Origin of the sequence: Maribrevibacterium harenarium, from assembly GCF_006385675.1 — a bacterium.
Taxonomy (GTDB): domain Bacteria; phylum Pseudomonadota; class Gammaproteobacteria; order Pseudomonadales; family Marinomonadaceae; genus Marinomonas; species Marinomonas harenarium.
The window spans coordinates 1-24,024 of the sequence record NZ_VFRR01000047.1 but is presented as its reverse complement, the minus strand read 5'-3'; the positions used below and the strand labels follow the sequence as shown (position 1 = coordinate 24,024).

Genomic DNA, 24,024 nt, shown 5'->3' with positions numbered 1-24,024 from the left:
TTTTCTTGCCCAATCTGAAAGCTTCATTTACACCAATATATTACTATGTATATACATACAGTAACATAAAATCAGCAACAGTTGCAAACCCTAAAGGCCCTGCAAAATATTGATCCTGTCTAGAGCTCAATAAGAATTAATTATTTTCAAATGAATGTAAATGAAGGGTTTTTAGATTCATTTGAATGGCTATTTATGATCTATTTTACACATTGTGATGTAAAAGCAGCCAAATTAAAGATTATTTATTTTCAAATGAAACTAAATAATCATAAAAGTGAAACAATCCTGTTCTACAGTGTTACCCGTTGTCGATGTTTGAAACCTTGTTTGAAATTCATTTACTGTTGAGGAAGACACATGAAAAAGTTAGCTGCTGTCTCTATCGCCGTTACCGCGGCCTTGTCCAGCCAAGCATTTGCAGCCACCCAAATCGAATGGTGGCATGCCATGGGTGGTGCTAATGGAGAGAAAGTAAACGAAATCGCTGCCAAGTTTAATGCAGCACAAGACGCCTATGAAATTAAGCCTGTATATAAAGGGAACTATACAGAAACCATGACCTCGGCTATTGCGGCTTTTCGTGCGAAGAAGCAACCGGCACTAGTGCAAGTATTCGAAGTTGGTACGGCTAGCATGATGGCGGCAAAAGGTGCCATTTACCCGGTTTATCAGTTAATGCGTGAAAATGGTCAGCCATTTGTCGCCGATGACTACTTGAGCTCTGTGACGGGCTACTACTCTGATGAAGAAGGCAACATGTTGTCGATGCCATTTAACAGCTCGACGCCTGTGTTGTATTACAACAAAGAGTTATTTGCCAAAGCTGGCATTAGCCAAGCACCCAAAACATGGGAAGAAATGGAATCCGTTTCGCAAAAGCTATTAGCCAATGGCGTAACTTGTGGATTCACCACCTCTTGGCAATCTTGGATTCAACTAGAAAACTTCAGTGCACGCCATGATATTCCTTTTGCAACCAAAGCAAACGGTTTCGCCGGTATGGATACAGAGCTTGCATTTAACGGCAAGGAGCAGGTTGCTCATATCGAGAAAATGAGCGAATGGCAGCAAAATGGCATCTTTAGTTACGGTGGTCGTCGCAGTGATTCGGCGCCAAAATTCTATAGCCAAGAATGTGCCATGTTTATGGGCTCCTCAGCGGGCTATGCAGGTATGGTGCGTAATACCAACTTCGACTTTGGTGTATCCCAATTACCGTACTGGGCAAGTCTGACAAGTGAGCCAAAAAATACCATTATCGGTGGCGCATCCCTATGGGTCTTGAAAGGCAAAAGTGATGCGGAATACCGTGGCGTAGCATCATTCTTGAACTTCCTGTCTCGTGCCGATATGCAGGCTGATTGGCACCAATTCTCTGGCTACCTTCCTATCACCCACGCGGCTTATGACCTAACTAAGGGACAAGGTTTTTATGGGGCGAATGTGGGTACCGAAACGGGTGTCGTACAGATGACGACCGGTACACCAACGGCCAACTCCAAAGGTTTGCGTCTAGGCAACTTCGTTCAGATTCGTGACATCATCAACGAAGAGCTAGAAACCGTATGGAGCGGTGATCAGACTGCCAAACAAGCGCTGGATAAAGCGGTTGAGCGTGGTAACGCCCTATTGCGTAAGTTTGAGCGCGCCAACTAAGTGCTCCCCAGATCCTTAGGGCTAATAGCCCTAAGGATCTTATTTTATTGAGACGGTTACTGTTATGTCTGTTGCTTTTCCACAACGTCGGTTGCCTTATTTGCTGTTGTTGCCGCAGTTGGTGATCACGTTCGTCTTTTTTCTTTGGCCTGCAGAGCAAGCAATTGAACAGGCCTTTTACCAAGAAGATGCATTCGGCCTAAGTCGTGAATTCGTCGGCTTGGAAAACTTTTATGCCCTGTGGGATAACCCCCAGTATTTCACATCGATTCAAGTCACCATGGTGTTTAGTTTTTCCGTCGCTCTGCTCGGCATGGGACTCGCCCTTTGGTTTGCAGTAATGGCGGACCGAGTGATTCGCGGCAAACTGGCCTATCAGACTTTATTGATCTGGCCCTATGCGGTGACTCCGGCACTAGCGGGTGTGCTTTGGTGGATTCTATTTGACCCGAGTATGGGGCCGGTCGCCCTATGGTTGAAAACGATTGGAGTGGATTGGAATCACTTTTTGAATGGTGATCAGGCCATGATTCTGGTGGTGATTTCGGCCACTTGGAAGCAGATTTCATACAATTTCTTATTCTTCCTCGCTGGCCTACAAGCTATTCCCCGCTCGCTGATTGAAGCAGCGGCTATTGATGGTGCTGGTCCCTTTAAACGTTTTTGGACGATTGTTTTCCCTTTATTGTCGCCCACCAGCTTTTTCTTACTGGTGGTGAATTTGGTTTATGCCTTTTTTGATACCTTCGGGGTTATCGACGCAACGACCCAAGGTGGTCCAGGCGTGAGCACCGCCACCATGGTGTACAAGGTGTTTAATGATGGATTTATTGGCTTAGACCTTGGTGGGTCTGCTGCGCAGTCGGTGGTGCTGATGTTGTTGGTTGGGGCCATGACCGTGGTGCAATTTAAATATATTGAACGCAAGGTGCAGTACTAATGATTGAGAATCGTCCGTGGCTGACGTTGGTCAGTCATCTTTCCCTACTATTTGGTATAGCGCTTGTCGCCTTGCCGGTTTGGGTGGCCTTGGTCGCTTCGACGCACCCAACCGAAGCGTTTGGCTCTGGGCAAATCCCTTTGTGGTTTGGTGATCAACTGAGCGAGAACTGGGGGCAGGTGTTATTTAGCAGCGCCGGCAATGGCATTGATGTGCCCGTTTGGTTGATGATGCTGAACTCCTTGATCATGGCGCTGGGGATTACCATCGGCAAGATCGCTATTTCGATTATCTCCGCCTATGCCATTGTGTTCTTCCGCTTCCCTCTGCGCGGTTTGGCGTTTTGGGTCATTTTCATCACCCTGATGTTGCCGGTAGAAGTGCGTATTGTGCCGACCTATGAAGTGGTCGCGAATTTAGAGTTACTCAATAGCTACTCCGGTTTGGTCCTGCCATTGATTGCCAGTGCGACGGCCACCTTTTTATTTCGGCAGTGTTTTATGACGGTGCCAGGGGAGTTGGTAGAAGCGGCACGTATTGATGGTGCTGGGCCAATTCGGTTTTTCTTCGATATTTTGTTGCCCTTGTCGCGCACGAATATCGCAGCACTGTTTGTGATCATGTTTATTTATGGGTGGAACCAGTATTTATGGCCACTGATTGTCACTACCGATGATGCCTATTACACCCTAGTGATGAGTATTAAACGCATGCTGTCAGTGGAGCAGGGTGATGTGCAGTGGAATCAGGTCATGGTGACCACGTTGCTTGCTATGTTGCCCCCCGTCGCGGTGGTGGTGGGTATGCAAAAATTGTTTGTGAAAGGCTTGGTAGACGCGGAGAAGTAAAATGTCTGATGTAGTGTTAAAAAATCTAGGGAAAACCTACCCGAACGGCTACCAAGCAATTCCGGGGGTGGATCTAACCATTGAAGAGGGCGAGTTCATTGTTTTGGTAGGGCCTTCCGGGTGTGGTAAATCGACCTTGCTACGCATGGTTGCAGGGCTTGAAAGTATTACTCAAGGCGAGCTTTCCATTAAGGGGAGCCGAGTCAACGAGAAAGAGCCTGCCGAACGTGATATTGCCATGGTGTTCCAAAACTATGCCCTTTATCCCCATATGACGGTCGCTGTGAATATGGCCTATGGTTTAAAAAATCGTGGTGTACCCAAAGACGAGATTGCTACCAAAGTGAATGGGGTCGCCACTATGCTGGGGTTGAATGAATTGCTGGAGCGTAAACCGAAGCAGCTCTCCGGTGGGCAACGTCAGCGAGTTGCCATGGGACGAGCCATGGTTCGTGACCCGAAAGTGTTCCTATTTGACGAGCCACTGTCTAACTTAGATGCCAAACTGCGGGTGCAAATGCGGGTAGAAATCCGAGAGTTGCAACGCAAGCTAGGGACGACGACGCTTTATGTAACCCATGATCAGGTAGAGGCCATGACCCTAGCGGATCGTTTGGTGGTGTTAAATAAGGGCAAAGCAGAGCAAATTGGCTCGCCGATGGCGTTGTATGAAAAGCCAGCGACTACCTTTGTGGCTACCTTTATTGGCTCGCCAGCGATGAATCTTGTTCCTGCCCATGCTGGTCACGGGGAGCTCTGCTTAGCACCGGCGCTGCGTCTCTTTAATCCCTATGAATACGAAGGCTCGGTGTTATTGGGAATACGTCCTGAGCATATCCAGTTGTGTAGCGAAGCTGAAGCGGACTTATCTATGCATGTGAGAGCAGTCGAATCCCTTGGTGCGGAGACCCTCATCCACGGCATATTGGTTGCCGATGAACAACATCAAACGCCAATAGTGGTACGTTTAGCCGGGATCCACTACCCTGAGATAGGAGGCCGGTTATGGCTGCAATTGCCAAATCAGCACTGGCATTTGTTCGATCAAACTTCACAACAACGAGTGAATTAACATGCTCAATACTAAAGTAATGGGTCACCGTGGCGCGGCCCTATTGGCACCAGAAAATACCTTGGCTTCTATTCGTGCCGCTGCGGCAACGGGGGTGACCTGGGCAGAGATCGATGTTTATCCTTTGGCCGATAATGGCTTAGTCATTTTTCACGATGATACGCTAGAGCGTTGTACCGATGGCACCGGTGTGACGGAAGAAGCCGGCCTAGACTATGTACTGTCGCTTCATGCTGGGAAAGGGTTTGCTAATCAGTTTGCCGGTGAAAAAGTGCCCTCTTTGTCGGAGGCGCTTACCTGCTTTCAAGAGCTAGGTTTAGGTCTGAATCTGGAAATCAAATACGGCGGAACGGACGTAGATCGGGTAGTGCCGCTGATTATTGAAGCCCTAAGGCAGCATGGTTTTGATAATAATCAACTGATGATCTCCAGCTTTAACTATGAAGCTTTGGTAAAATGTCGCGCTTTAGACGCCAACTTGCATCTGGCATGGTTATGTGAAGATATTCCAGCGGATTGGGCGGAGAAGCTTGCAGCGATCCAAGCCTATAGCCTGAACTGCGATTATCAGCTGCTTACCGAGTCCCAGGCTCGGGCGGTCAAAGCGGCTGGCTATAAGCTGCTTTGCTATACCGCCAATGATCCTGCTGCTGTAGCAGAACATTGGGGCTGGGGTATGGATACCATTATTACGGATGACCCTCGGTTATTTTTATAAGGAAACAGGCTTTGCGCGAACTGAATGAACGCCAAAACGAAATTCTAAATTGGGTGCAACAATGTGACTTGTTGCTGGTAGAAGACATGGTGGAGCGCTTTGGTGTGTCCTCCCAAACCATTCGCAAAGATATCAACCAACTGGCAGAACGCCATTTGGTGCGCCGCCAGCATGGAGGCATAGCGCCAGTATCTACCGCGGAAAATTTACCTTTCGATAATCGTCAGTTGCTTAATAGCAAAGCCAAAATGGACATTGCGCTAGCGGTTGTCCAAATCATTCCCAATGGAGCGTCGGTCTTCTTAGGGATTGGCACCACAGTAGAGTATGTGGCGAAAGCCTTGGTGCATCATAAAGATCTGCAGGTATTTACCAATAACCTTACCGTGGCAGGGATTCTGAGCCAATGCCAAGATATCTATGTGCATATGACGGCTGGGCGTCTACGCCATCGCCATAAAGACTTAGTCGGGTCTGATACATTGGAAAGCATTCGTCGTTATTACTTTGATTACGGGATTCTTGGCTGCGGTGGTCTGCACACGGAGCAAGGTATTCTGGACTTTGACCCAGAAGAAGCCGCGGTGAGTCGTGTCTTAGTGAGCCAATGTCGCCACCCGATATTGGTTGCAGATCAGCATAAATGGGGGCGTAAAGCACTTGCTAAAGTTGTTCCATTTAGCGCTATCGAGAGCTTTTATACGGATCAGATTGACGAGCAACAAACGGCAAAACTTGCTGATCGTGATGTGGCTGTATTTGCCTGTACCCACTCGGTTGTTTTGGTAGAAGTAACGAGATGAGCCCAGCTTTACTATCGGATGTGACCCGTGAGCAACTGTCTCAAGTGCGTTATGTGCTGACGGATGTGGATGATACCCTGACTTGGCAAGGCAAGTTACCTGCCCAAACGCTGACTGCCCTATATGACTTGCAACAGGCAGGGATCAAGGTGATTCCGGTAACAGGAGGTTGCGCCGGTTGGTCGGATATGATTGCCAGCGCCTTCCCTGTTGCCGGCGTGATCAGCGAGGGCGGTGGTGTGTTTTTGGAAGTACAGGGCAAACGCATCAACTACCACTTCTTTCAGTCAGAAGAAATGATGCGCACAGAACAGGCTAGAATACTTGAGCTGGTAAATACTCACTTACAAAAATTCCCTGAGCTTTGCTTAGCTCGAGATCAGAATTATCGCCTGACTGACGTTGCGGTCGACTATGCCCAACGTATCGTCCCTCCGGCCCTTGAGCAAAAAGATGCGTTATTGGCTTTGCTCAAACAACAAGGATTAAATGCCAAGGCCTCTTCCATCCACATTAATATTTGTGCCGATGGCGTGGATAAATTCGCCATGACCCATAAGGTACTAACCCAACATTTTGGGCTGAATGCCACCGACTTCCCAAGCCAAGTGCTTTACGTGGGCGACGCCCCTAACGACGAAAGCATGTTTGCACAATTTCCCTTATCGGTTGGTGTGGCCAATATCGCACACCACCTGCCCCACATGAGTTACCAACCTGCCTTTATCAGCCAAGCCCCCGGTGGTTTGGGTTTCGCTGAGTTGGCTAGCCTGATCATTAGCAGTCGGACAGATTGATTTGCGACAAATCTGCATCTAGTTTGAATTATGCCGTGTAAGAGTTATGCGTTTTTTTTGCACGATTGACTATACTGAGTCTATCGTCAATTTTGCAGAGGAAATCGTATGCAACGTTCGTTAATCGCCGCGAGTGTCATAGCGAGCATTTTGATGGGTTGTAATGATGCTGAGACAGCGAAGAGTGCTGTTGATACGACGGTAGAACTATCAGGCATGTTCCCAACCGATATGATGGTAGCCTCTCCCATGCAGAAGCAATCTGCCAGCATGTCTGACGGCGCGAGTTACAGTGAGGCGGTCGCAGCAATCGAGGACGCTGGAGAGAGTTTGTCTAGCTTTGGTAATCGTTTTGATCCGGCATATTTCTTTGGCGATGTGGTGGATGCCACTTGTTTTGGTCCGCCAGTGAAATATGAAAATCACCCAGATAGTGTTGGTGGAACGCAAGATGGGGAATTGCCCTCCGGCGATGTGGGGATTTGGACAGCTACCAATGGCGAAACGGAAGAAGCCTGTGCGGCGGCAGAACTCAACAGCCAAATGAAAGGGGCGGCGAGTCGGGTCTTTATGTCTCTAGTAAGTTTTGCCGGAATGGTTGGGGTCGCCGTTGCAGACAGTAGCCTTCCTACACGTGGTAACAGTACTGATTTGGTTGACGAGCTGAATGCCCGCATTTCTACAGTGAACTTTACGACTGCCACACTATCTCGCTCCAGTGCTGGGACATGGAGCTACGATATCGTCTTTGAATACACTAATTCGAACGCCCATACCAACGCAACCACGCCACAAACTATTGCTCTTAAGATGGAGCATCACCCTGGCTCAACGTCATCGAATTATGAAGGGGTGATCCAATATCGTATGGATGACTACTTTGATCCTTCTGGAAACTGTCCAGCGGATTCTGGTGAAACTGGCGCAGACATCACCCATAACGGCTCATTACATTATCACCGTAATGGTGACAAGGTGACGCTTCAACACCGTTTTGCTGGATTATGTGGCCATGACCAATCAGCCTTTACGACCGATATTGCTGATATGGACTTGAATCACTTGGATGCCACTAGCACAAAGTGGAAAAACAACTTCACTATCTTTACTGCGGAGTTTGATAAAGACGATACAGCTGGCTCCTACGCTTACACATGGCAAGCTGGGGATGGTGATGCGGCATCCCGGATTCTCTTTGTAGGGCTAAACAGCAATGGGAATAATGGGGAGGCCTACTATGGTTATGGCAACAAAGTGCAAACCTCGACAAGTGGCGATATAACGGGGTTCTACTGTAATTGGGCGGGGCCCGGCAACAATCATACTCTGCACAATTACGCTCAACGCCAGTTCTTAACTTACGACAGTACAGACAAACGCTACGAACTGTCTTCCTCAGCATCTAGCAATATCACTTATGCACCGGTGGATTCCTGCAGTTATACCGCAGGCAGCGGCTTCAAATATGACACAGATATTGATGTTACCAATGGCCAGCCAAATAGCGATGCCCTAGATGATGAGACAGATAGCACGGTTAATGTCGATCTGATGGATCTAGTTTCCGGCGGCACGACTTATACTGACATCATGTCAGTAATCAAAGGTAGAGGGTTCGATAAACCCAGTTACCCAGTGCCATAACAAGATGTGCTAACACCACCCGATCGAAAATTGGGCGGTGTTGGCTACTCAAAATTTTAAAAGGGTCAAGTTTCCATAGGGTCTGACTCTTTACTATCAAACGGCTTCTAGTGATTCTACTGGCGTCTCGACTTGCTGTTTCACATAGCTATCGAGCTTAGCGGTTTGCTCGGGGTTGAGTTCTAGGCCAAGTTTGGTGCGGCGCCAAAGGATGTCTTGTGCGGTGTAAGCCCATTCGTGTTCAATTAAATAATCCACTTCTTTTTGGTAAAGGTCGGAGCCAAAGCAGGTCCCCAAGTCATCCAACGAGCTAGCGTTGCCTAGCATGACGTAGGTAAGTGTGCCGTAGCTACCGGTAAAACGTCGGGCGAGTTCTTTATTTAAGAATGGAAAAGACTGCTGCAACTTGGCGATAAAAGCATTGTAGTCATTGCTCATATCTCCGCCGGGTAACGGCTTAGCATGGGTCCATTCATTACCCATCCCTGGGTAATACTTTTTCAAATCGCGCATAGCAGACAAAGCAAGCTGACGGTACGTGGTGATTTTGCCACCAAAGATCGACAGTAACGGTGCTTTGCCGTGGTCGTCTTCTACATGCAAGGTGTAGTCGCGGGTGACGGCAGACGCGTCGGAAGATTCATCTTCAAGCAGCGGACGCACGCCAGAGTAAGTCCAAATAATGTCGTCGGTGGTGAGTTGCTTTTTGAAATGCTGGTTTGCCACGTCAATAATGTATTGCGCTTCTGCATCACTGATCGCAACATCACTTGGGTTGCCTTTGTATTCTTGGTCAGTGGTACCGATTAAGGTGTATTTATCGCGATAGGGAATAGCAAAGACAATGCGCTTATCAGCGTTTTGCATGATAAATGAATTGCTATGCTCGTAGAGTCGTGGCACCACAATATGGCTGCCCTTGATCATACGGATACCGTAAGGGGCTTTGCGCTGAACTTTGTTTTCGATAAAAGAAGAAACCCAAGGGCCCGCAGCGTTTACCAATCCAGAGGCGGTAAACTGGCGGCTGGCCTGAGTGATCGTATCCACCACCGTGATTTCCCATTTGCCATTTACCCGTTTCGCTGACTCACAGCGGGTGCGTGGAAGAATAATGGCACCATGCTCTTGTGCGCTTTGGACGTTGGCAACCACTAAACGGGCGTCGTCAACCCAACAGTCTGAATACTCAAAGCCTTGAGTGATTTCGCCTTTTAATGGGCTGGAAGCATCGTATTTGACACCACGAGACCCCGGCAACAGTTCCCTTTTACCGAGATGATCGTATAAGAAGAGGCCCAGACGAATCAGCCAAGCTGGGCGTAAATGAGGACGGTGAGGCATCTGAAAACGCATGGGGGTTACCAGATGAGGGGCAGTTTTCAGCAATACTTCCCGTTCACTCAAGGCTTCACGTACCAAACGGAACTCGTAATGTTCTAGGTATCGCAATCCGCCATGGATCAATTTGCTACTGGCGGAGGAAGTGGCGCTGGCTAAGTCGTTCATTTCACACAATGCTACGCTTAAACCACGCCCAGCAGCATCGGCTGCGATACCAGCGCCGTTGATACCACCACCGACGACAAACAGATCAACATGTTCCATTGGTTACACCCTCATTGGAAACGAAAAATAAAGTTCATAAGTGAAAATATATTTTCGATATTAAACTTGGATTTTCGATTTGGCAAGCAAGGAAAAAGAATAATTGTCTGAATTATAGACAGTGAATGTGACAATTGCGGCGTTTTGGGGGGAGAAAAGGGCAGCTGTTGCTACCCTCGAATTGGCTGGATCAGGCTTGAGGGCAGAGTTCTAAGCGTACCCCATGCTCTTTCAATAAGGCTTGGATCGACTTTGGTGGTGGTGCATCGGTGAACAAGCGTTCCACTTGAGTGATATTGCCTAAGCGTACCATGGCGCTACGGCCAAATTTGGCGTTGTCGGCGGCCAGAAACACATGGCGCGAGTTGGCAATGATGCCTTGGGCAACTCGTACTTCTTGGTAGTCGAAATCAAGCAATGAGCCATCTTCTGGATCAATTGCACTGATACCGATAATGCCGTAATCCACTCGGAACTGATTAATGAAATCTAAGGTTGCTTCACCAATGATACCGCCGTCTCGAGAGCGCACGGTGCCACCGGCAACAATCACATTGAAATCTTCTTTTACCCGCAAGATCGACGCAACATTGATGTTGTTCGTGATGATTTTTAAACCTTCGTGCTGCAACAAAGCTCGGGCGATTTCCTCGGTAGTGGTACCGATATTGATAAATAAAGACGCGCCATTAGGAATTTCAGCTGCCACCTTGTGGGCGATGCTACGCTTCGCGTCAAGCTGTAACGCTTGACGCGTACTGTAATCCACGTTGGTGGTTGAGGAATCAATGCTCGCCCCGCCGTGATGGCGACGTAACAGGTTTTGATCGGCAAGGGTATTGATATCCCGGCGAATGGTTTGGGGGGTGACGTTAAATTGGCTGGCGAGCTGGTCGATGGAGGCGTAGCCCTGTTCACGAACCAATTGGATAATGCGCTCTTGTCGGGTTTGTTGTCCCATGGATGACGTTATCTCCGTAAATATGCTTGCCAATGACAGTCAGAATGGTTTTAATGGTCTAATATTCGATTTAGAACATTTCTGTTCGATTTTGTTGATTTCGAAACATCGACTGTTCGGCGTAGATTCCACTGCGTCGGCTGAAAAACAATAAAAGTAACAGCGCTTGGCATTATGGTAGCTTTTTGGGCTTGGCTCAATGTCAGTGGCGCACAAAAACAAGAGAGCTATTCCATGAGTCGTTATCTTCTCGCTATTGATCAAGGCACTACCAGTAGCCGCGCGATCCTATTCAATGTAACTGGGCAACGAGTTGGTCAAGCCCAGCAAGAGTTTCCTCAGATCTTTCCTGCCGACGCTTGGGTAGAACATAACCCGGACGATCTGTGGCAATCCACCTTAGCCGTGTGTCGTCGTGTACTTGAGCAAACCGGTGTCGCTGCTGCGGATATTGCATCCATCGGGATCACCAATCAGCGTGAAACCACCATCTTGTGGGATACGGAAACCGGGGAAGCGGTTTACAACGCCATTGTTTGGCAAGATCGACGTACCAGTAAGTATTGTCAGTCGTTGGTGGATCAAGGTTTAAGTGAGACAGTGCAACAGAAAACCGGCTTACTAATTGACCCTTATTTTTCTGCCACCAAAATTCGCTGGATATTGGAAAACGTTGCAGGCGTAAAAGAACGCGCCCAGCAGGGTCATATTGCCTTTGGTACCGTAGATAGCTACTTGCTGTGGAAGCTCACCAATGGCCGCTACCACCGTACCGATGCCACCAATGCGGCACGTACCATGGCGTTTAATATCCACACACAAAAATGGGATGAAGAGCTGATCGAGCTACTGGGAATCGGCGATGTGATTTTCCCCCAAGTAATGGACTCCAGCGACGACTTTGGCATCATCGCCAGTGAATGGCTCGGGGCGGAAATCCCAGTAAATGGTATTGCCGGTGACCAGCAAGCGGCTTTGGTTGGTCAGGCCTGCTTTACCCCTGGTATGGTGAAAAGCACCTATGGCACCGGTTGCTTTATGATCTTGAATACCGGTGACCAAGCCCTGACCTCCGAGCACAAGATGCTGACTACAGTGGGTTATCGTATTAACGGTAACGTCACTTACGCCCTAGAAGGCAGTATTTTTGTTGCTGGCGCGGCGATTCAATGGTTACGTGATGGGCTTAAACTATTTGCCAATGCGGCGGAAACAGAAAGTCTCGCCCAGCAAGCGTTAAACGCGGACACGGTCTATCTTGTGCCTGCCTTTACTGGTTTGGGGGCTCCTTACTGGGACCCTGATGCTCGCGGCGCTATGCTAGGGTTAACCCGGGATACCAGTGTGGCGGATATTGTTAGCGCCGGCTTGCGTTCTGTGTGTTACCAAACCAAAGACTTAGTCGGAGCCATGGCCCAAGATGGCGCCAACTTCAGCACCTTGCGTGTGGATGGTGGCATGGTGGTGAATGATTTGGTGGTGCAGTTCTTAAGTGATTTACTAGGCATGACGGTAGAGCGCCCACAAGTGACGGAAACTACCGCCCTCGGAGTGGCTTTCCTAGCTGGACTACGGGTTGGTATCTATGACTCCCTAGAGCAAATTAGTGAGTTGTGGCAGTCCGAGCATAAGTTTGAGCCACAAATGGACGAAGCAAGCCAAGACAAGCTCTATCAGGGCTGGTTGGATGCGGTGCGTCGGGTGCGATCCAACTAATCCCATTTTCTTTCATTACCTATTTCAAAGGGGCTGCGGCCCCTTTTTGTTTGCTCGGCATAGCTGGTAACCTCTTCCAAAAAGCTGTTGTCTCAAAAATCTATTTTTTTGAGACAGTCGGATGTTTCTTTGCTATCTTTGTCTCAATTACTTTTGTTTTTGAGATAGTCATGATTGCCTCACCACCTAAAGAATTGATAGAAAATCCAACTCGGTATCTTGCTAGTCAGTCAATAGAAGTGTTTATGGATTATGTGGAATACATGAACCCAGTTGACAGCAAAGGGCGCTACTTTCATTTTGATGAACTCAAACACCGTTTACCTAAAAAACTGGATCCATCAGTGACATGGTCATTGATAAAAGAAGCTAGAAATAAGCAAAAGTATTTGCTTTATGTTGATGAAGAGGATGTGGGATTCAACTTCCCCGGATTCTGCCTCACTCCGACGATTCAAAAAGCGATTAGTGAAACAGATCGAAATACGACAACAGCAGCACTTGAATGGATGTGTAACAAGATTGGAGAGCGCAAGCATTTAGACTACTTGCTAAATGACCTTGTAGAAGATGAGGCTATCAGTAGCAGCCAACTTGAAGGTGCTGCCACAACAACAAAAGTAGCAAAAGACATGCTAAAGAGGGCGAGGAAGCCAAGAAGCTTGGATGAAAAAATGATTCTGGGCAACTTTAGAATGATGAAGTTTGCGTGGGAACATAGAAATAAAGACCTTTCTATTGCTTTTATAGAAGAGCTGCATCAAATAGGCGTAGAGGGTATTGATGATGAGAAGTATAAACCAGGTGTAATTCGTACGACGGATGATGTTGTTGTAGAAAATAATGATGGTGAAGTGGTCCATACGCCACCAAAAGCCGAGTGCTTAAATAGTCGACTCGAGAACTTGGTTGAATGGATTAATGGATTACACCACAATGCAGAAAATTCTCATTACATACACCCTTTAGTGAAGGCAATCACACTGCATTTTCGTATTGGTTATGAACATCCTTTCCATGATGGTAATGGTCGTGTTGCCAGAGCATTATTTTATTGGTACATGTTTAAAAATGAGTTTGCGGCGTTTCGTTACATTGCAATCAGTTTGCTATTGAAAGAAGCCCCTGTGCAATACGGTAAAAGCTACCTTTACACAGAAACGGATGATATGGATCTGACTTACTTTATTGATTATCAATGCCGCATTATTATTCGAGCGATTAATAAATTTAAAGCTTCTTATAAAGAGTCTGTTGAGCAGATGGAAAGCTTTAATAGATGGCTTTGGGATTCAGGTTTCTATCGTAAATTAACGGATAAACAACAAACCGTTTTCCAGGTGGCAAAAAGTGAAAAAGCTGTTTCTTTTACGATTAATAATGTGAAAGATAATCTTGGTTGTTCGTACAATACTGCGGCGACAACATTAAATGGTTTGGTTAAATTAGGGTTGTTTAAAAAAGAAAAAGATGGTCGAGAATGGATTTATAAAATGATTGACCAAAAAGAGTTGCTAAAATCATGGAAGGCTGTAACCAAATAGACACTCTATTATTAAATCGTAAAGGTGGACGTTTACGTATTTGTTAACCGAAATCCAACATAACCTTGCGTTAAATGCTTGTTCTTGGGCGCTATTCGCGCTACATCTAAACAAAATAAATATAGGGCAGAGCCCTCAAAAGCGGAGGAATGGGTAATGATCCAAGTTGTATATGAATGGTCTGTAGCACCAGAGAATGTGATCGAGTTTCGCGAAGCTTGGGATCACACCACAACGATAGTGCGGGAAACCTATCCCGGTGCTCATGGCAGTTGTCTCTTGGAAGATAAGAAGCAAGGAGCGCATATGCTGACCATCGCCCGTTGGAACAGCGAGGAAGAATGGCGTGATTTCTGGACTTCTGATAACCCGCCAGAGGTAATGCGTATGAGTCAAATTGCCAATCTTGTGTCAGTGAAGGTTTACCGGGAAACCGGCAATCACATGTCTTAATCTGGTTTTGTTAGCAGCAAAAAAAGGCCGACACCTAGGTGCCGGCCAAACGGTTCAGAGAGTAGTTAAAGTGGAGTGTAATCCACTGAACCGGGTATTATTCCCAAGAGCGTAGTAGCGCGTCGTAGTCCACAGTTTTACCCTGTGGCTTCTCGTTCGCTAGTTTCGCTTTTGGAGCGCCTGGTTGCGCTAACCAGTAAGCTTCATCACGTGGCTTGTTCAGTTTCGGTCCACAAGAATCCTGTACATTGGCACGTTCAAGACGCTGTAACACCTTATCCTGAGCTTCCGCCAAGCCATTCAATGCCTCTTGTGGTGATGCTTCACCGCTGGCTGCTTGCGAAATGTATTGCCACCATAGTTGTGCTAGCTTTGGATAATCTGGCACGTTAATACCGGTTGGTGACCATTGCTCACGGGCAGGCCCTTTGTAGAACTCTACCAAACCACCTAGGAAAGGTGCCGCTTCTTGCATTTCAGGTGAGTTAATATCGGACTCACGAATTGGCGTTAGACCAACCAAGGTTTTCTTCAAAGAAACGGTTTTTGAAGTGGTGAACTGAGCATACAACCAAGCCGCTAGGCGACGGTCTTCTGGCGTAGAGTTCATGAAGGTCCAAGCACCTACGTCTTGATAGCCCAGTTTCATGCCTTCTTCCCAGTATGGTCCGCGTGGCGATGGAGCCATACGCCATTTTGGCGTACCGTCTTCGTTTACTACAGGCAGGCCTTGTGTCGTCATGTCTGCGGTAAAGGCGGTGTACCAGAAGATTTGCTGCGCCACGTTACCTTGGGCTGGTACTGGACCAGCTTCAGAGAAGGTCATCCCTTGCGCTTCTGGTGGCGCGTACTGGCGTAGCCAGTCCACGTATTTGGTAGTGGCATAAACTGCGGCTGGTCCGTTAGTGGCACCACCGCGAGATACGCTGGAACCTACTGGGCTACAGCCTTCCATGCGGATACCCCATTCATCTACTGGCAAACCGTTTGGCAACCCTTTGTCGCCAGCGCCCGCCATAGAGAACCAAGCATCGGTGAAACGCCACCCTAGAGAGGGGTCTTTTTTACCGTAGTCCATGTGGCCGTAGACTTTTTGACCGTCGATTTCGCCAACGTGCTTGGTGAAGAATTCAGCGATGTCTTCGTAAGCCGACCAGTTGACTGGTACACCCAAATCATAGCCGTAGATTTCTTTAAACTGTTGTTTCAATTCTGGGCGTTGGAACCAGTCATAGCGGAACCAATATAGGTTCGCGAACTGCTGGGTTGGCAATTGGTAAAGCTTGCCATCTGGGCCAGAAGTGAAGTTCAAGCCAATGAAATCACCTAAGTCCAAGCTAGGTAGAGTTAGGTCTTCGTTTTGCGCCAAAATATCAGAGATAGGCACCACTTTACCGTAACGGAAGTGAGTACCGATCAAATCCGAGTCATTGACGTACGCATCGTAAATATTCCGGCCAGACTGCATTTGGGTTTGCAGTTTTTCGACCACGTCGCCTTCTTGGATCAGGTCATGGTTGACCTTGATGCCAGTAATCTCGGCGAACGCTTTCGCCAATACCTGAGACTCGTATTTATGAGTCGTTAGGGTTTCAGAAGCGACATTGATTTCCATACCACGGAAACGTTCCGCCGCTTTGGTAAACCAAGCCAGTTCTTTGAGCTGTTCTTCGTCTGACAGTGTGGATACCGTAAACTCGTTATCGACCCACTTTTTGGCAGCGTCTGAGTATTGATCTGCCCATACGTTGGCCGTATTCATCATGACTGCAAACGGGATTGCAGCTAAAACGAGCTTTTTCTTATTGTTGTACATGTTTTACCTCAACAGTTGTTGTTTGTATAAAGCTTCCGTGCTCCAACGTCCCTGGTCACTCTCGCTAATTAGCCCCAGCGCATTAGGATCAGCATCCAAATGACACATAGAGCGGTTGCCACCCCAAGCGCAATCTCGCTCAGGGCAACAAATCCTAGGTGGATGAAGGCGCTGCTAAGCAGGCCAATAAATAAACGGTCACCGCGGGTGGTTTCGATGGGCAAAAAGCCGCGTCGTTCCACACTGGGGGAGATCGCTTGCCAAACGGTCATTGCCACTAAAATCATCGCAATGCCCGCGAAAAAGGCGGCGGTTGGTAGGGTCCAAGACATCCAGGCCATGATCTTTCTCCTTACACTCGGCCTAGGGCGAAGCCCTTGGCAACATGGTTACGAACGAAGTACACCACCAAAATACCGGGAATAATGGTGAGGATGCCGGCTGCGGCGAGTAGTCCCCAATCCATCCCAGACGCGGATACGGTACGGGTCATGATGGCGCCAATGGGTTTGGCATCCACGGAGGTCAAGGTCCGTGCGAGCAACAGTTCTACCCAAGAAAACATGAAGCAGAAGAACGCGGTGACACCGATGCCGGAGCGAATCAAAGGAATAAAGATGCGCACAAAGAATTTCGGGAACGAGTAACCATCGATGTAAGCGGTCTCGTCGATTTCCCGTGGCACGCCACTCATGAAACCTTCCAAAATCCACACGGCTAGCGGCACGTTGAACAGACAGTGTGCTAACGCCACCGCGATATGGGTGTCGAACAAGCCTACCGATGAGTAGAGTTGGAAAAATGGCAACAGGAATACCGCAGGTGGTGCCATTCGGTTAGAGAGCAACCAAAAGAACATGTGCTTGTCGCCCACAAACTTATAGCGGCTAAAGGCGTAAGCAGCCGGCAACGCCACTAACAGACTAATCACCATGTTCATGGACACGTAAATAATGGAATTCACGTAGCCCATGTACCAAGTCGGGTCGCCGAAAATCTTGGCGTAGTTCTCTAGGGTGAAATTCTGCGGGAAGAATGACAACCCGCTGAGAATCTCGGTATTGGTTTTAAACGACATGTTTAACAACCAGTAGATAGGCATCAGCAAGAGAATCAAATAGATGGTCATGCCGATACGTCCACGCCAGATGGCGCGTTTGGCTTTGATTTCCGCATGGCTCACTACCGGAGCCTGTGGCGCCAACGGTTGAGAGCTATGTTGGTCGGACTTTTCCACTACTGGACGAGCGGTGGAAGCTGAAGTCATTTGTACAGTCATGGTCGGCTCCTACTTGTCTTTTTGCATGTGCATGATGGTGGTGTAGAACACCCAACACACCAGCAGGATGATAAGGAAGTACACCAGTGAGAAGGCAGCGGCTGGACCTAAGTCAAACTGACCAATCGCCTGTTGTACCAAGGACTGACTCAAGAAGGTGGTCGACGTACCTGGGCCGCCACCGGTCAATACAAATGGCTCGGTGTAGATCATGAAGGAATCCATAAAGCGCAGTAGCACACCGATAATAAGTACGTTAGTGAGCTTCGGCAGTTGGATGTAACGGAATACGGCCCAACGTGATGCTTTATCGATACGCGCAGCTTGGTAGTACACTTCTGGGATGGCGCGCAAACCGGAGTAGCAAAGTAGTGCCACTAGGGGCGTCCAGTGCCATACATCCATCAGTACCACGGTGAGCCAAGCGTGGAGTGGCTCCGAGGCGTAGTTATAGTTGATGCCTAACTTCGCCATCATGGCACCGAATAAACCGATGTCCGCGCGGCCGAAGATTTGCCAAATGGTGCCTACCACGTTCCATGGAATCAGCAGTGGAATCGCCACCAAGATCAGGGACAAGGACGCCCCGCGGCCTTTGGTTGGCATCATCAAAGCGACGGCAATACCCAGTGGGATCTCGATCAGCAAAATGGTGAAGGAGAACAAGAATTGACGTAGCAAGGCATCGTGCAGACGAGAGTCCGTCATCACCTGCTTAAACCACTCGGTACCCACAAAGTAGCGGGTGTAGGGGTCAAAAATGTCCTGCACCGAATAGTTCACCACTGTCATTAAGGGGATGATGGCGGAGAAGGCGACGATCAAAAATACCGGCAGCACCAGCCACCAAGCTTTGTTATTTTCTACCTTAGTCATGGTTTTCTACCTCCACCAAAAATTCGTTCCAGTACACCTTGGTCCACTGTTCTGGGAAGCTGATATAGGCTTTCTCTTGGGGGACTTTTTGGTCTTCGCTTAGGCGGGCTTTCATGGCAACGCCGTTGAAGTTAAAGGTCAAAATCTTGTAAGTGCCTAAGTCCTCAACGAAGTCCACATCGACCAAAAAGGCATCATCATTGTGCCCGTCCCAAACATGAACAAACTCTGGGCGGATCCCTACGGTGACGGTATCCGCACCAATTTCGTCGAGACGGGATTTCAAGCGTGGGTCGAGGGCAATCTGGTGTTCACCAAAGTGCAGATCATCGCTCACACTGGCTTCAAAGAAATTCATGCCCGGAGAGCCGATGAAGTAACCCACAAAGGTATGGGCGGGGTTTTCAAACAGCTCCCGTGGGGTGCCGAATTGCACAATTTGGCCTTGGTACATGACCGCGATCTTGTCTGCGAAGGTAGAGGCTTCGAGCTGATCATGGGTTACATACACCATGGTGATGTTGAATTGCTCATGGATTTGCTTGAGCTTACGGCGCAGTTTCCACTTCAATTGTGGGTCGATTACCGTCAATGGTTCATCAAACAAAATCGCGGAAACGTCATCGCGCACTAGGCCACGCCCCATGGAGACTTTCTGTTTCTGGTCCGCAGATAAGCCCTTGGCTTTGCGTTTTAGCTGGTCGGAAAGTTCAAGGATTTCAGCCACTTCCAACACTTTTGAGCGGATTTTGTGTTCTGGTACACCGATGTTGCGCAGGGGAAAGGCAAGGTTGTCGTACACCGTCATGGTGTCGTACACCACCGGGAACTGGAACACCTGAGCGATATTACGTTCTTCTGGTTTGAGTTCGTTGACCCGTTTGCCATCGAACAGCACTTCCCCATCGGAAGGCTCTAAAAGCCCTGAGATAATGTTCAATAGAGTAGATTTGCCGCAGCCGGATGGGCCTAGTAACGCGTAGGCACCGCCCTGATGCCAAACGTGTTGCATCTGGCGAATGGCGTAATCTTCTGGCTTGGTCGGATTGTCACTGTAGGTGTGTGCCAACGCGTTGAGGGTAATTTCTGCCATGTTAGCGACCTCCTAAGCCAGCGGGGGCATGAACCAGCTGACCACCTTCATCAAAGGCGTACAGCTTGTGGGTGGGGAAGTAGACCTTAATTTGCTGATCTACGTGGTATTCGTGTACCCCGGAAAGGTGCAGTACCAAGTCAAAATGAGGGTTGTGTACATGCAGGAAGGTTTCCGAGCCACTGATTTCCGCCAGGTCTACCCGTACCGGCAGTTCTAGGTCGTCGTCCGCATGGGGCACAAGTCCAATGTGTGAAGCCCGTACACCAAACTGATAGTTGCCCGGCTTGAGTGGACGTAAGTCGCTGTTTAATTGGAAATGAACGCTTTCATCAAAGGTGACTTCCGTTTCACTGACGCGCCCTGGAACCACGTTAATGGGTGGCTCCGAGAACATTTCGGCAGTAATAATATCTTTCGGACGGTGATAGACCTCAGCGGTTGGGCCAAACTGTAGTAGTTTGCCTTCGTGCAAGACTGCGGTATTCCCGCCGAGCGCGAGTGCTTCATTTGGTTCCGTGGTGGCATAGACGGCGATGCAGTTACGGGCTTTAAAGAGAGCACGTAATTCTTGGCGTAGCTCTTCCCGCAGTTTGTAGTCTAGGTTTACTAGTGGCTCATCAAACAAGATGATTTGAGAGTCTTTTACCAAGGCTCGGGCCATGGCTGTACGTTGCTGCTGGCCACCGGATAGTTGCAGTGGTAGACGATCAAGGAAGATGTCGATACGCAGCATCTCAGCGGTTTCCCGCACTCGACGGTCGATTTCAGCGTGCGACATTTTGGCTAAGCGCAATGGCGAAGCAATGTTGTCGTACACCGTCATATTGGGGTAGTTGATGAATTGCTGGTAGACCATGGAGATATTGCGCTCCCGCACTGGCACACCGGTAACGTCCACACCATTCATCATGATTTGGCCTTTTGTCGGGCGATCAAGCCCAGCCATGAGGCGCATCAAGGTTGTCTTGCCTGACAATGTTCTGCCTAGTAGCACATTGAAAGATCCTGGCTCCAACGTCAGATTGACATCGTCAATCCAAGTTTCGCCGTCGACAACGCGAGACACGTTTTTCAGCGTCAATGACATTGTTGTTAACCCTTTGTTGTTGTTATGGCCGCCACAATGAAGCGGTTAAGTAGTTTATCTGCGCTCGTTTACTGGTTTCGATTTGGCTTGTCGCTTTTCGCAAACGAACGCGCAATTTTTATTGTGTGAACTCTTATTCAATCCTCGTGCCAATCTCTTAAATATAGAGTTGTATTTTCTTAAAGTTATGAAATAAAAGGGTTTTTTATTTTTCTCTGGCAAGTATTAAACATTTTTCGTTTGCGAACAGAAATTTTTGCAAGTGAAAAGTCTGTTCAGTTGAACACTGGTGGTGAACACTGTGAACAAATTGCCAACGAAAAAAGAACAGGAATATGCGTTATTGTTTGATCTTAATGGTTAAGAAACGCAGAATAGGTCTTGGCTTGTCGCTGCCACCCACCTTCGGGAGCAGTGAGAAATGAAACAACAAGAAGAATTTGATGACGAGGCAAGCTTGAAGCCCAACGTCAATCTGACAGACGAAGAACACAAACAGCAGATCGAAGCATCTTGGTATCGGTGTGAGCAGTTCGGTTTAGAGCATTCCTCGGAGCCAGACTTTTCCGCCTTGCCCCGGGGGGAGCTGACTGATTTAAGAGATCAGCACCGCAGTTTGCTGGAGACCACTGAAAACGAAATCATCCCCTATTACGAGAATATCCTCAGTAATTCCGCTTGTATGATTGTGTTGGCGGATCGCCAAGGGCATGTGTTGAACACCTGGGGACAGAAGCGCTTTGGCCGTGGCTTGTATCACGGCTTGGTGGAAGGCAACCAATGGGTGGAAGAAGGCGTGGGCACCAACGCCATCGGCACTGCGTTGATCACTGGCCGCGCGATTCAAGTGGGTCGAGATGAGCATTACCTGCGAGCTAACCGCTTTATGGTGGGCTCTGCGTCACCGATCTATGACACCGGCAATGAGCTGGTTGGGGTGTTGGATATTTCCTCCGATGCTTATTTGCCACAAGATCACACCTTGGGCATGGTTAAACTCATGTCCTTGAGTGTGGAAAACAGACTGATATTTTCTGCCTTCCAGCAAGATCATTTTATTCTCACTTTCAATACCAACCTGACTAGCTTAGACAGTCATTGGTCCGGCTTATTGGTGCTGGATGAACGTGGCACCATTGTGTCGGCCAACCGTCGTGCAGAAGTGGTGTTGGCCCGGGACTTAGCATTATTGAACATCAATCAGGTGTTTGACTGTGACATGCGCGAGATCAAGCACCAGCCCCTACATATGCCCATGAAGCTGCGTGCCCTTGGTCGTTACCAGTTTTATGTCAAAGTTATCCCGCCGGTCACTCAGGTGATGAAAATTCCTGATTTTCGTACTTCTGGCGCCTATTCGGCACCGCAACCGGTCAGCGAAAAGACAGCTCCGGCACTGCCTACTTCTATCCCCGACAATGTGATCCCGCTAGCGGAATTAGAACACGGGGATGAGCGTGTCCGTCGAGTGGTCAAGCAGGCCCACAAAATAATGGAAAAAGACATCCCCATTTTGATTCATGGGGAAACTGGGGCCGGCAAAGAGATCTTCGTGCGCAGTCTGCATTACCATAGCTCTCGCAACAAAGAGATGCTGGTCGCCGTCAACTGTGCGGCGATTCCTTCGGAATTGGTGGAGTCAGAATTATTTGGCTATGAAAAAGGCGCTTTTACCGGTGCTCAAAATAAGGGGTCTATCGGTTTAATCCGTCGCGCCCACAAAGGTACTCTATTTCTGGATGAAATCGGTGAGATGCCTATGGCGGTACAGTCGCGGCTACTACGGGTACTGCAAGAGCGGGTCGTTACTCCACTTGGATCTACTGACGTGTATCCTGTGGATGTGAAACTTATCTCTGCCACTAACCGTAACTTAAAAGAGGAAGTCGCGGAGGGGCGTTTTCGACAAGATCTGTATTATCGGATTTCTGGGCTTAATATTGAGCTGCCTTCACTGCGGGAACGCTCAGATAAGCGAGAATTGATCGGTTACGTACATGAGCGTCTGCGTAAAGAAGAAGCCGGCCCGCCACTTAGTGAAGCCATGCTGGAGATGCTGGCCCAGCACCCTTGGCCTGGCAATATGCGTCAGTTAGTGCACGTACTAAAAGTAGGTATGGCCATGGCAGATGGGGACGAGTTAGAAGATTGGCATCTGCCTGATGACTTTTTTGATGACTTAAGAGCGTCATCAAAAGCGGTAACGAACGATGAAGATATTCCACTAGAAGAGCGCATTATGCAGCTATTGGAGCAGACCAACGGCAATGTATCGCAAACGGCTAAGCTAGCTGGGGTGAGTCGCAACACCGTCTATAAGTACGCCCGAGATCGCGACTAAGTATGTAAGTAAAGCAACATTCGCTCACATTGTTCCTGTAAAGGTAAATAAACTTAACATAATGCTACTAGGTAAATGTGCACTAGCTTAGCTATATTCACTATGGTTTATATAGGATCTCTTTGCATAAAGAGTATTTGCCAGGCTGGCAGCCTGGCTTTTTTTTGCTTTTTTTCAGTAAAGACAATCAGTTAAACTTAATGTGTTAAGTTCTGTGGTAGTTTGATGACCACATAATAATTTCGGCTTCTCGGGTGAAGAAGCAAATCGAGGGATTTCTAATGTTGAATTTATCTACTTGGAAAATTCGTAGCCAGATTATGGTTCCGATTGTGGTGCTAGCTGTGGCGTTCGTCGTGCTGGCTTATCAAGCATGGCATAGCAATCAGCGTATGGCAGAAAATACGGATCGACTGACAGGTAAAATCGCTCCCTCTATTTCTTTGGTCCTGAATGCTGACCGAGATTTGTACCAAGCCTTGGTAGCCCTAAATGCTTATTCTTTAGCGCCCGCAGCAGGACAGTTGGAAGACTTTAATGACAATCGTGACCAAGCCCGTGACCGTTACCTAAAGGCACTGGAAGGAGCCCAGTCCGCACAAGTGAATACCTCTGGTTTGGATAGCAAGGCCTTCAGCGCTGCTTTTACGTCGTGGCACAACAAAGCTCAGCAAGCCGTTCCTAGTTGTATGGAAAAATATTCCATATCGCCGGGCGAACAGTGTTCCCGGCTGTGAGTGCTCCAAGCTTACGCTCGGGCACTTAC

At 48.2% G+C, this 24,024-nt stretch carries 21 protein-coding genes; 13 read left to right on the top strand and 8 right to left on the bottom strand.

Annotated features, from left to right (window positions below; translation table 11 throughout):
- Positions 1-360 precede the first annotated feature (360 nt).
- The 8 genes from ugpB (at position 361) to FJM67_RS15220 (ending at position 8,481) form a co-directional block, all read left to right on the top strand.
- Positions 361-1,659: a sn-glycerol-3-phosphate ABC transporter substrate-binding protein UgpB gene (ugpB, locus tag FJM67_RS15255; RefSeq protein ID WP_140591081.1), complete on the top strand. Its 1,299-nt coding sequence runs from the start codon at positions 361-363 to the stop codon at positions 1,657-1,659.
- A 64-nt stretch (positions 1,660-1,723) separates the two neighbouring features.
- Positions 1,724-2,599: a sn-glycerol-3-phosphate ABC transporter permease UgpA gene (gene ugpA, locus FJM67_RS15250; RefSeq protein WP_140591078.1), complete on the top strand. Its 876-nt coding sequence runs from the start codon at positions 1,724-1,726 to the stop codon at positions 2,597-2,599.
- Positions 2,599-3,447 (top strand): sn-glycerol-3-phosphate ABC transporter permease UgpE, encoded by an 849-nt coding sequence (gene ugpE, locus FJM67_RS15245; protein ID WP_140591074.1) that lies wholly within the window; start codon positions 2,599-2,601, stop codon positions 3,445-3,447. Before ugpA ends, ugpE begins: the two co-directional genes overlap by 1 nt.
- A 1-nt stretch (position 3,448) precedes the next feature.
- A complete protein-coding gene (locus FJM67_RS15240; protein WP_140591070.1) occupies positions 3,449-4,519 on the top strand; it encodes a sn-glycerol-3-phosphate import ATP-binding protein UgpC in 1,071 nt (356 codons plus the stop codon).
- A 1-nt stretch (position 4,520) separates the two neighbouring features.
- Positions 4,521-5,237, top strand: a complete 717-nt coding sequence (locus FJM67_RS15235; protein WP_140591067.1) for a glycerophosphoryl diester phosphodiesterase — start codon at positions 4,521-4,523, stop codon at positions 5,235-5,237.
- An 11-nt stretch (positions 5,238-5,248) separates the two neighbouring features.
- A complete protein-coding gene (locus tag FJM67_RS15230; protein WP_235890085.1) occupies positions 5,249-6,040 on the top strand; it encodes a DeoR/GlpR family DNA-binding transcription regulator in 792 nt (263 codons plus the stop codon).
- Positions 6,037-6,837, top strand: a complete 801-nt coding sequence (locus FJM67_RS15225) for an HAD-IIB family hydrolase (RefSeq protein ID WP_140591064.1) — start codon at positions 6,037-6,039, stop codon at positions 6,835-6,837. Before FJM67_RS15230 ends, FJM67_RS15225 begins: the two co-directional genes overlap by 4 nt.
- Before the next feature lie 108 nt (positions 6,838-6,945).
- On the top strand, positions 6,946-8,481 hold the full coding sequence (locus FJM67_RS15220; RefSeq protein WP_140591061.1) for a hypothetical protein: 1,536 nt from the start codon (positions 6,946-6,948) through the stop codon (positions 8,479-8,481).
- Positions 8,482-8,577: 96 nt separating this feature from the next.
- On the opposite strand, the gene glpD is transcribed toward FJM67_RS15220, so the two are convergent.
- Together glpD and FJM67_RS15210 are read right to left on the bottom strand one after the other, a co-directional pair.
- Complete coding sequence (glpD, locus tag FJM67_RS15215; RefSeq protein WP_140591058.1) at positions 8,578-10,089, bottom strand: glycerol-3-phosphate dehydrogenase; 1,512 nt, start codon at positions 10,087-10,089, stop codon at positions 8,578-8,580.
- A 190-nt stretch (positions 10,090-10,279) separates the two neighbouring features.
- Positions 10,280-11,050 (bottom strand): DeoR/GlpR family transcriptional regulator, encoded by a 771-nt coding sequence (locus FJM67_RS15210; protein WP_140591055.1) that lies wholly within the window; start codon positions 11,048-11,050, stop codon positions 10,280-10,282.
- A gap of 234 nt (positions 11,051-11,284) precedes the next feature.
- On the opposite strand from FJM67_RS15210, the gene glpK reads away from it, so the two are divergent.
- The 3 genes from glpK to FJM67_RS15195 all read left to right on the top strand — a co-directional run bounded on the left by glpK (position 11,285) and on the right by FJM67_RS15195 (position 14,763).
- Positions 11,285-12,766 carry a glycerol kinase GlpK gene (glpK, locus tag FJM67_RS15205; protein WP_140591051.1) on the top strand — a complete coding sequence of 494 codons (1,482 nt, stop codon included), beginning with the start codon at positions 11,285-11,287 and terminating at the stop codon, positions 12,764-12,766.
- Positions 12,767-12,936: 170 nt separating this feature from the next.
- The gene (locus FJM67_RS15200; protein ID WP_140591048.1) at positions 12,937-14,310 is read left to right on the top strand and encodes a Fic family protein; all 1,374 of its coding nucleotides are present in this window, start codon (positions 12,937-12,939) and stop codon (positions 14,308-14,310) included.
- Positions 14,311-14,466: 156 nt separating this feature from the next.
- Positions 14,467-14,763 (top strand): antibiotic biosynthesis monooxygenase family protein, encoded by a 297-nt coding sequence (locus FJM67_RS15195; RefSeq protein ID WP_140591046.1) that lies wholly within the window; start codon positions 14,467-14,469, stop codon positions 14,761-14,763.
- 97 nt (positions 14,764-14,860) lie between these two features.
- On the opposite strand, the gene FJM67_RS15190 is transcribed toward FJM67_RS15195, so the two are convergent.
- The 6 genes from FJM67_RS15190 to FJM67_RS15165 all read right to left on the bottom strand — a co-directional run bounded on the left by FJM67_RS15190 (position 14,861) and on the right by FJM67_RS15165 (position 20,917).
- The gene (locus FJM67_RS15190) at positions 14,861-16,579 is read right to left on the bottom strand and encodes an ABC transporter substrate-binding protein (RefSeq protein ID WP_140591043.1); all 1,719 of its coding nucleotides are present in this window, start codon (positions 16,577-16,579) and stop codon (positions 14,861-14,863) included.
- Positions 16,580-16,647: 68 nt separating this feature from the next.
- Positions 16,648-16,920, bottom strand: coding sequence for a DUF2160 domain-containing protein (locus FJM67_RS15185; protein WP_140591040.1), 273 nt, complete (start codon positions 16,918-16,920; stop codon positions 16,648-16,650).
- A gap of 11 nt (positions 16,921-16,931) precedes the next feature.
- Positions 16,932-17,708 (bottom strand): carbohydrate ABC transporter permease, encoded by a 777-nt coding sequence (locus tag FJM67_RS15180; protein WP_140591084.1) that lies wholly within the window; start codon positions 17,706-17,708, stop codon positions 16,932-16,934.
- Between the two features lie 159 nt (positions 17,709-17,867).
- Entirely contained in the window at positions 17,868-18,734 is an 867-nt protein-coding gene (locus FJM67_RS15175) for a carbohydrate ABC transporter permease (RefSeq protein ID WP_140591038.1), read from the bottom strand.
- Positions 18,727-19,827 (bottom strand): ABC transporter ATP-binding protein, encoded by a 1,101-nt coding sequence (locus tag FJM67_RS15170; RefSeq protein ID WP_140591035.1) that lies wholly within the window; start codon positions 19,825-19,827, stop codon positions 18,727-18,729. Before FJM67_RS15170 ends, FJM67_RS15175 begins: the two co-directional genes overlap by 8 nt.
- A 1-nt stretch (position 19,828) precedes the next feature.
- Entirely contained in the window at positions 19,829-20,917 is a 1,089-nt protein-coding gene (locus FJM67_RS15165; protein WP_140591032.1) for an ABC transporter ATP-binding protein, read from the bottom strand.
- A 421-nt stretch (positions 20,918-21,338) separates the two neighbouring features.
- Here FJM67_RS15165 and FJM67_RS15160 point away from each other — a divergent pair, with 421 nt between their 5' ends.
- The gene (locus FJM67_RS15160; protein ID WP_140591030.1) at positions 21,339-23,258 is read left to right on the top strand and encodes a sigma-54-dependent Fis family transcriptional regulator; all 1,920 of its coding nucleotides are present in this window, start codon (positions 21,339-21,341) and stop codon (positions 23,256-23,258) included.
- 281 nt (positions 23,259-23,539) lie between these two features.
- Positions 23,540-23,995, top strand: coding sequence for a hypothetical protein (locus FJM67_RS15155; protein ID WP_140591026.1), 456 nt, complete (start codon positions 23,540-23,542; stop codon positions 23,993-23,995).
- Positions 23,996-24,024: the final 29 nt, after the last annotated feature.

Bases quoted from the DNA above. Each gene is read 5' to 3' on its own strand.
- ugpB (WP_140591081.1), top strand. From the start codon at position 361: ATGAAAAAGTTAGCTGCTGTCTCTATCGCCGTTACCGCGGCCTTGTCC.
- ugpA (WP_140591078.1), top strand. From the start codon at position 1,724: ATGTCTGTTGCTTTTCCACAACGTCGGTTGCCTTATTTGCTGTTGTTG.
- ugpE (WP_140591074.1), top strand. From the start codon at position 2,599: ATGATTGAGAATCGTCCGTGGCTGACGTTGGTCAGTCATCTTTCCCTA.
- FJM67_RS15240 (WP_140591070.1), top strand. From the start codon at position 3,449: ATGTCTGATGTAGTGTTAAAAAATCTAGGGAAAACCTACCCGAACGGC.
- FJM67_RS15235 (WP_140591067.1), top strand. From the start codon at position 4,521: ATGCTCAATACTAAAGTAATGGGTCACCGTGGCGCGGCCCTATTGGCA.
- FJM67_RS15225 (WP_140591064.1), top strand. From the start codon at position 6,037: ATGAGCCCAGCTTTACTATCGGATGTGACCCGTGAGCAACTGTCTCAA.
- FJM67_RS15220 (WP_140591061.1), top strand. From the start codon at position 6,946: ATGCAACGTTCGTTAATCGCCGCGAGTGTCATAGCGAGCATTTTGATG.
- glpD (WP_140591058.1), bottom strand. From the start codon at position 10,089: ATGGAACATGTTGATCTGTTTGTCGTCGGTGGTGGTATCAACGGCGCT.
- FJM67_RS15210 (WP_140591055.1), bottom strand. From the start codon at position 11,050: ATGGGACAACAAACCCGACAAGAGCGCATTATCCAATTGGTTCGTGAA.
- glpK (WP_140591051.1), top strand. From the start codon at position 11,285: ATGAGTCGTTATCTTCTCGCTATTGATCAAGGCACTACCAGTAGCCGC.
- FJM67_RS15200 (WP_140591048.1), top strand. From the start codon at position 12,937: ATGATTGCCTCACCACCTAAAGAATTGATAGAAAATCCAACTCGGTAT.
- FJM67_RS15195 (WP_140591046.1), top strand. From the start codon at position 14,467: ATGATCCAAGTTGTATATGAATGGTCTGTAGCACCAGAGAATGTGATC.
- FJM67_RS15190 (WP_140591043.1), bottom strand. From the start codon at position 16,579: ATGTACAACAATAAGAAAAAGCTCGTTTTAGCTGCAATCCCGTTTGCA.
- FJM67_RS15185 (WP_140591040.1), bottom strand. From the start codon at position 16,920: ATGGCCTGGATGTCTTGGACCCTACCAACCGCCGCCTTTTTCGCGGGC.
- FJM67_RS15180 (WP_140591084.1), bottom strand. From the start codon at position 17,708: ATGACCATCTATTTGATTCTCTTGCTGATGCCTATCTACTGGTTGTTA.
- FJM67_RS15175 (WP_140591038.1), bottom strand. From the start codon at position 18,734: ATGACTAAGGTAGAAAATAACAAAGCTTGGTGGCTGGTGCTGCCGGTA.
- FJM67_RS15170 (WP_140591035.1), bottom strand. From the start codon at position 19,827: ATGGCAGAAATTACCCTCAACGCGTTGGCACACACCTACAGTGACAAT.
- FJM67_RS15165 (WP_140591032.1), bottom strand. From the start codon at position 20,917: ATGTCATTGACGCTGAAAAACGTGTCTCGCGTTGTCGACGGCGAAACT.
- FJM67_RS15160 (WP_140591030.1), top strand. From the start codon at position 21,339: ATGAAACAACAAGAAGAATTTGATGACGAGGCAAGCTTGAAGCCCAAC.
- FJM67_RS15155 (WP_140591026.1), top strand. From the start codon at position 23,540: ATGTTGAATTTATCTACTTGGAAAATTCGTAGCCAGATTATGGTTCCG.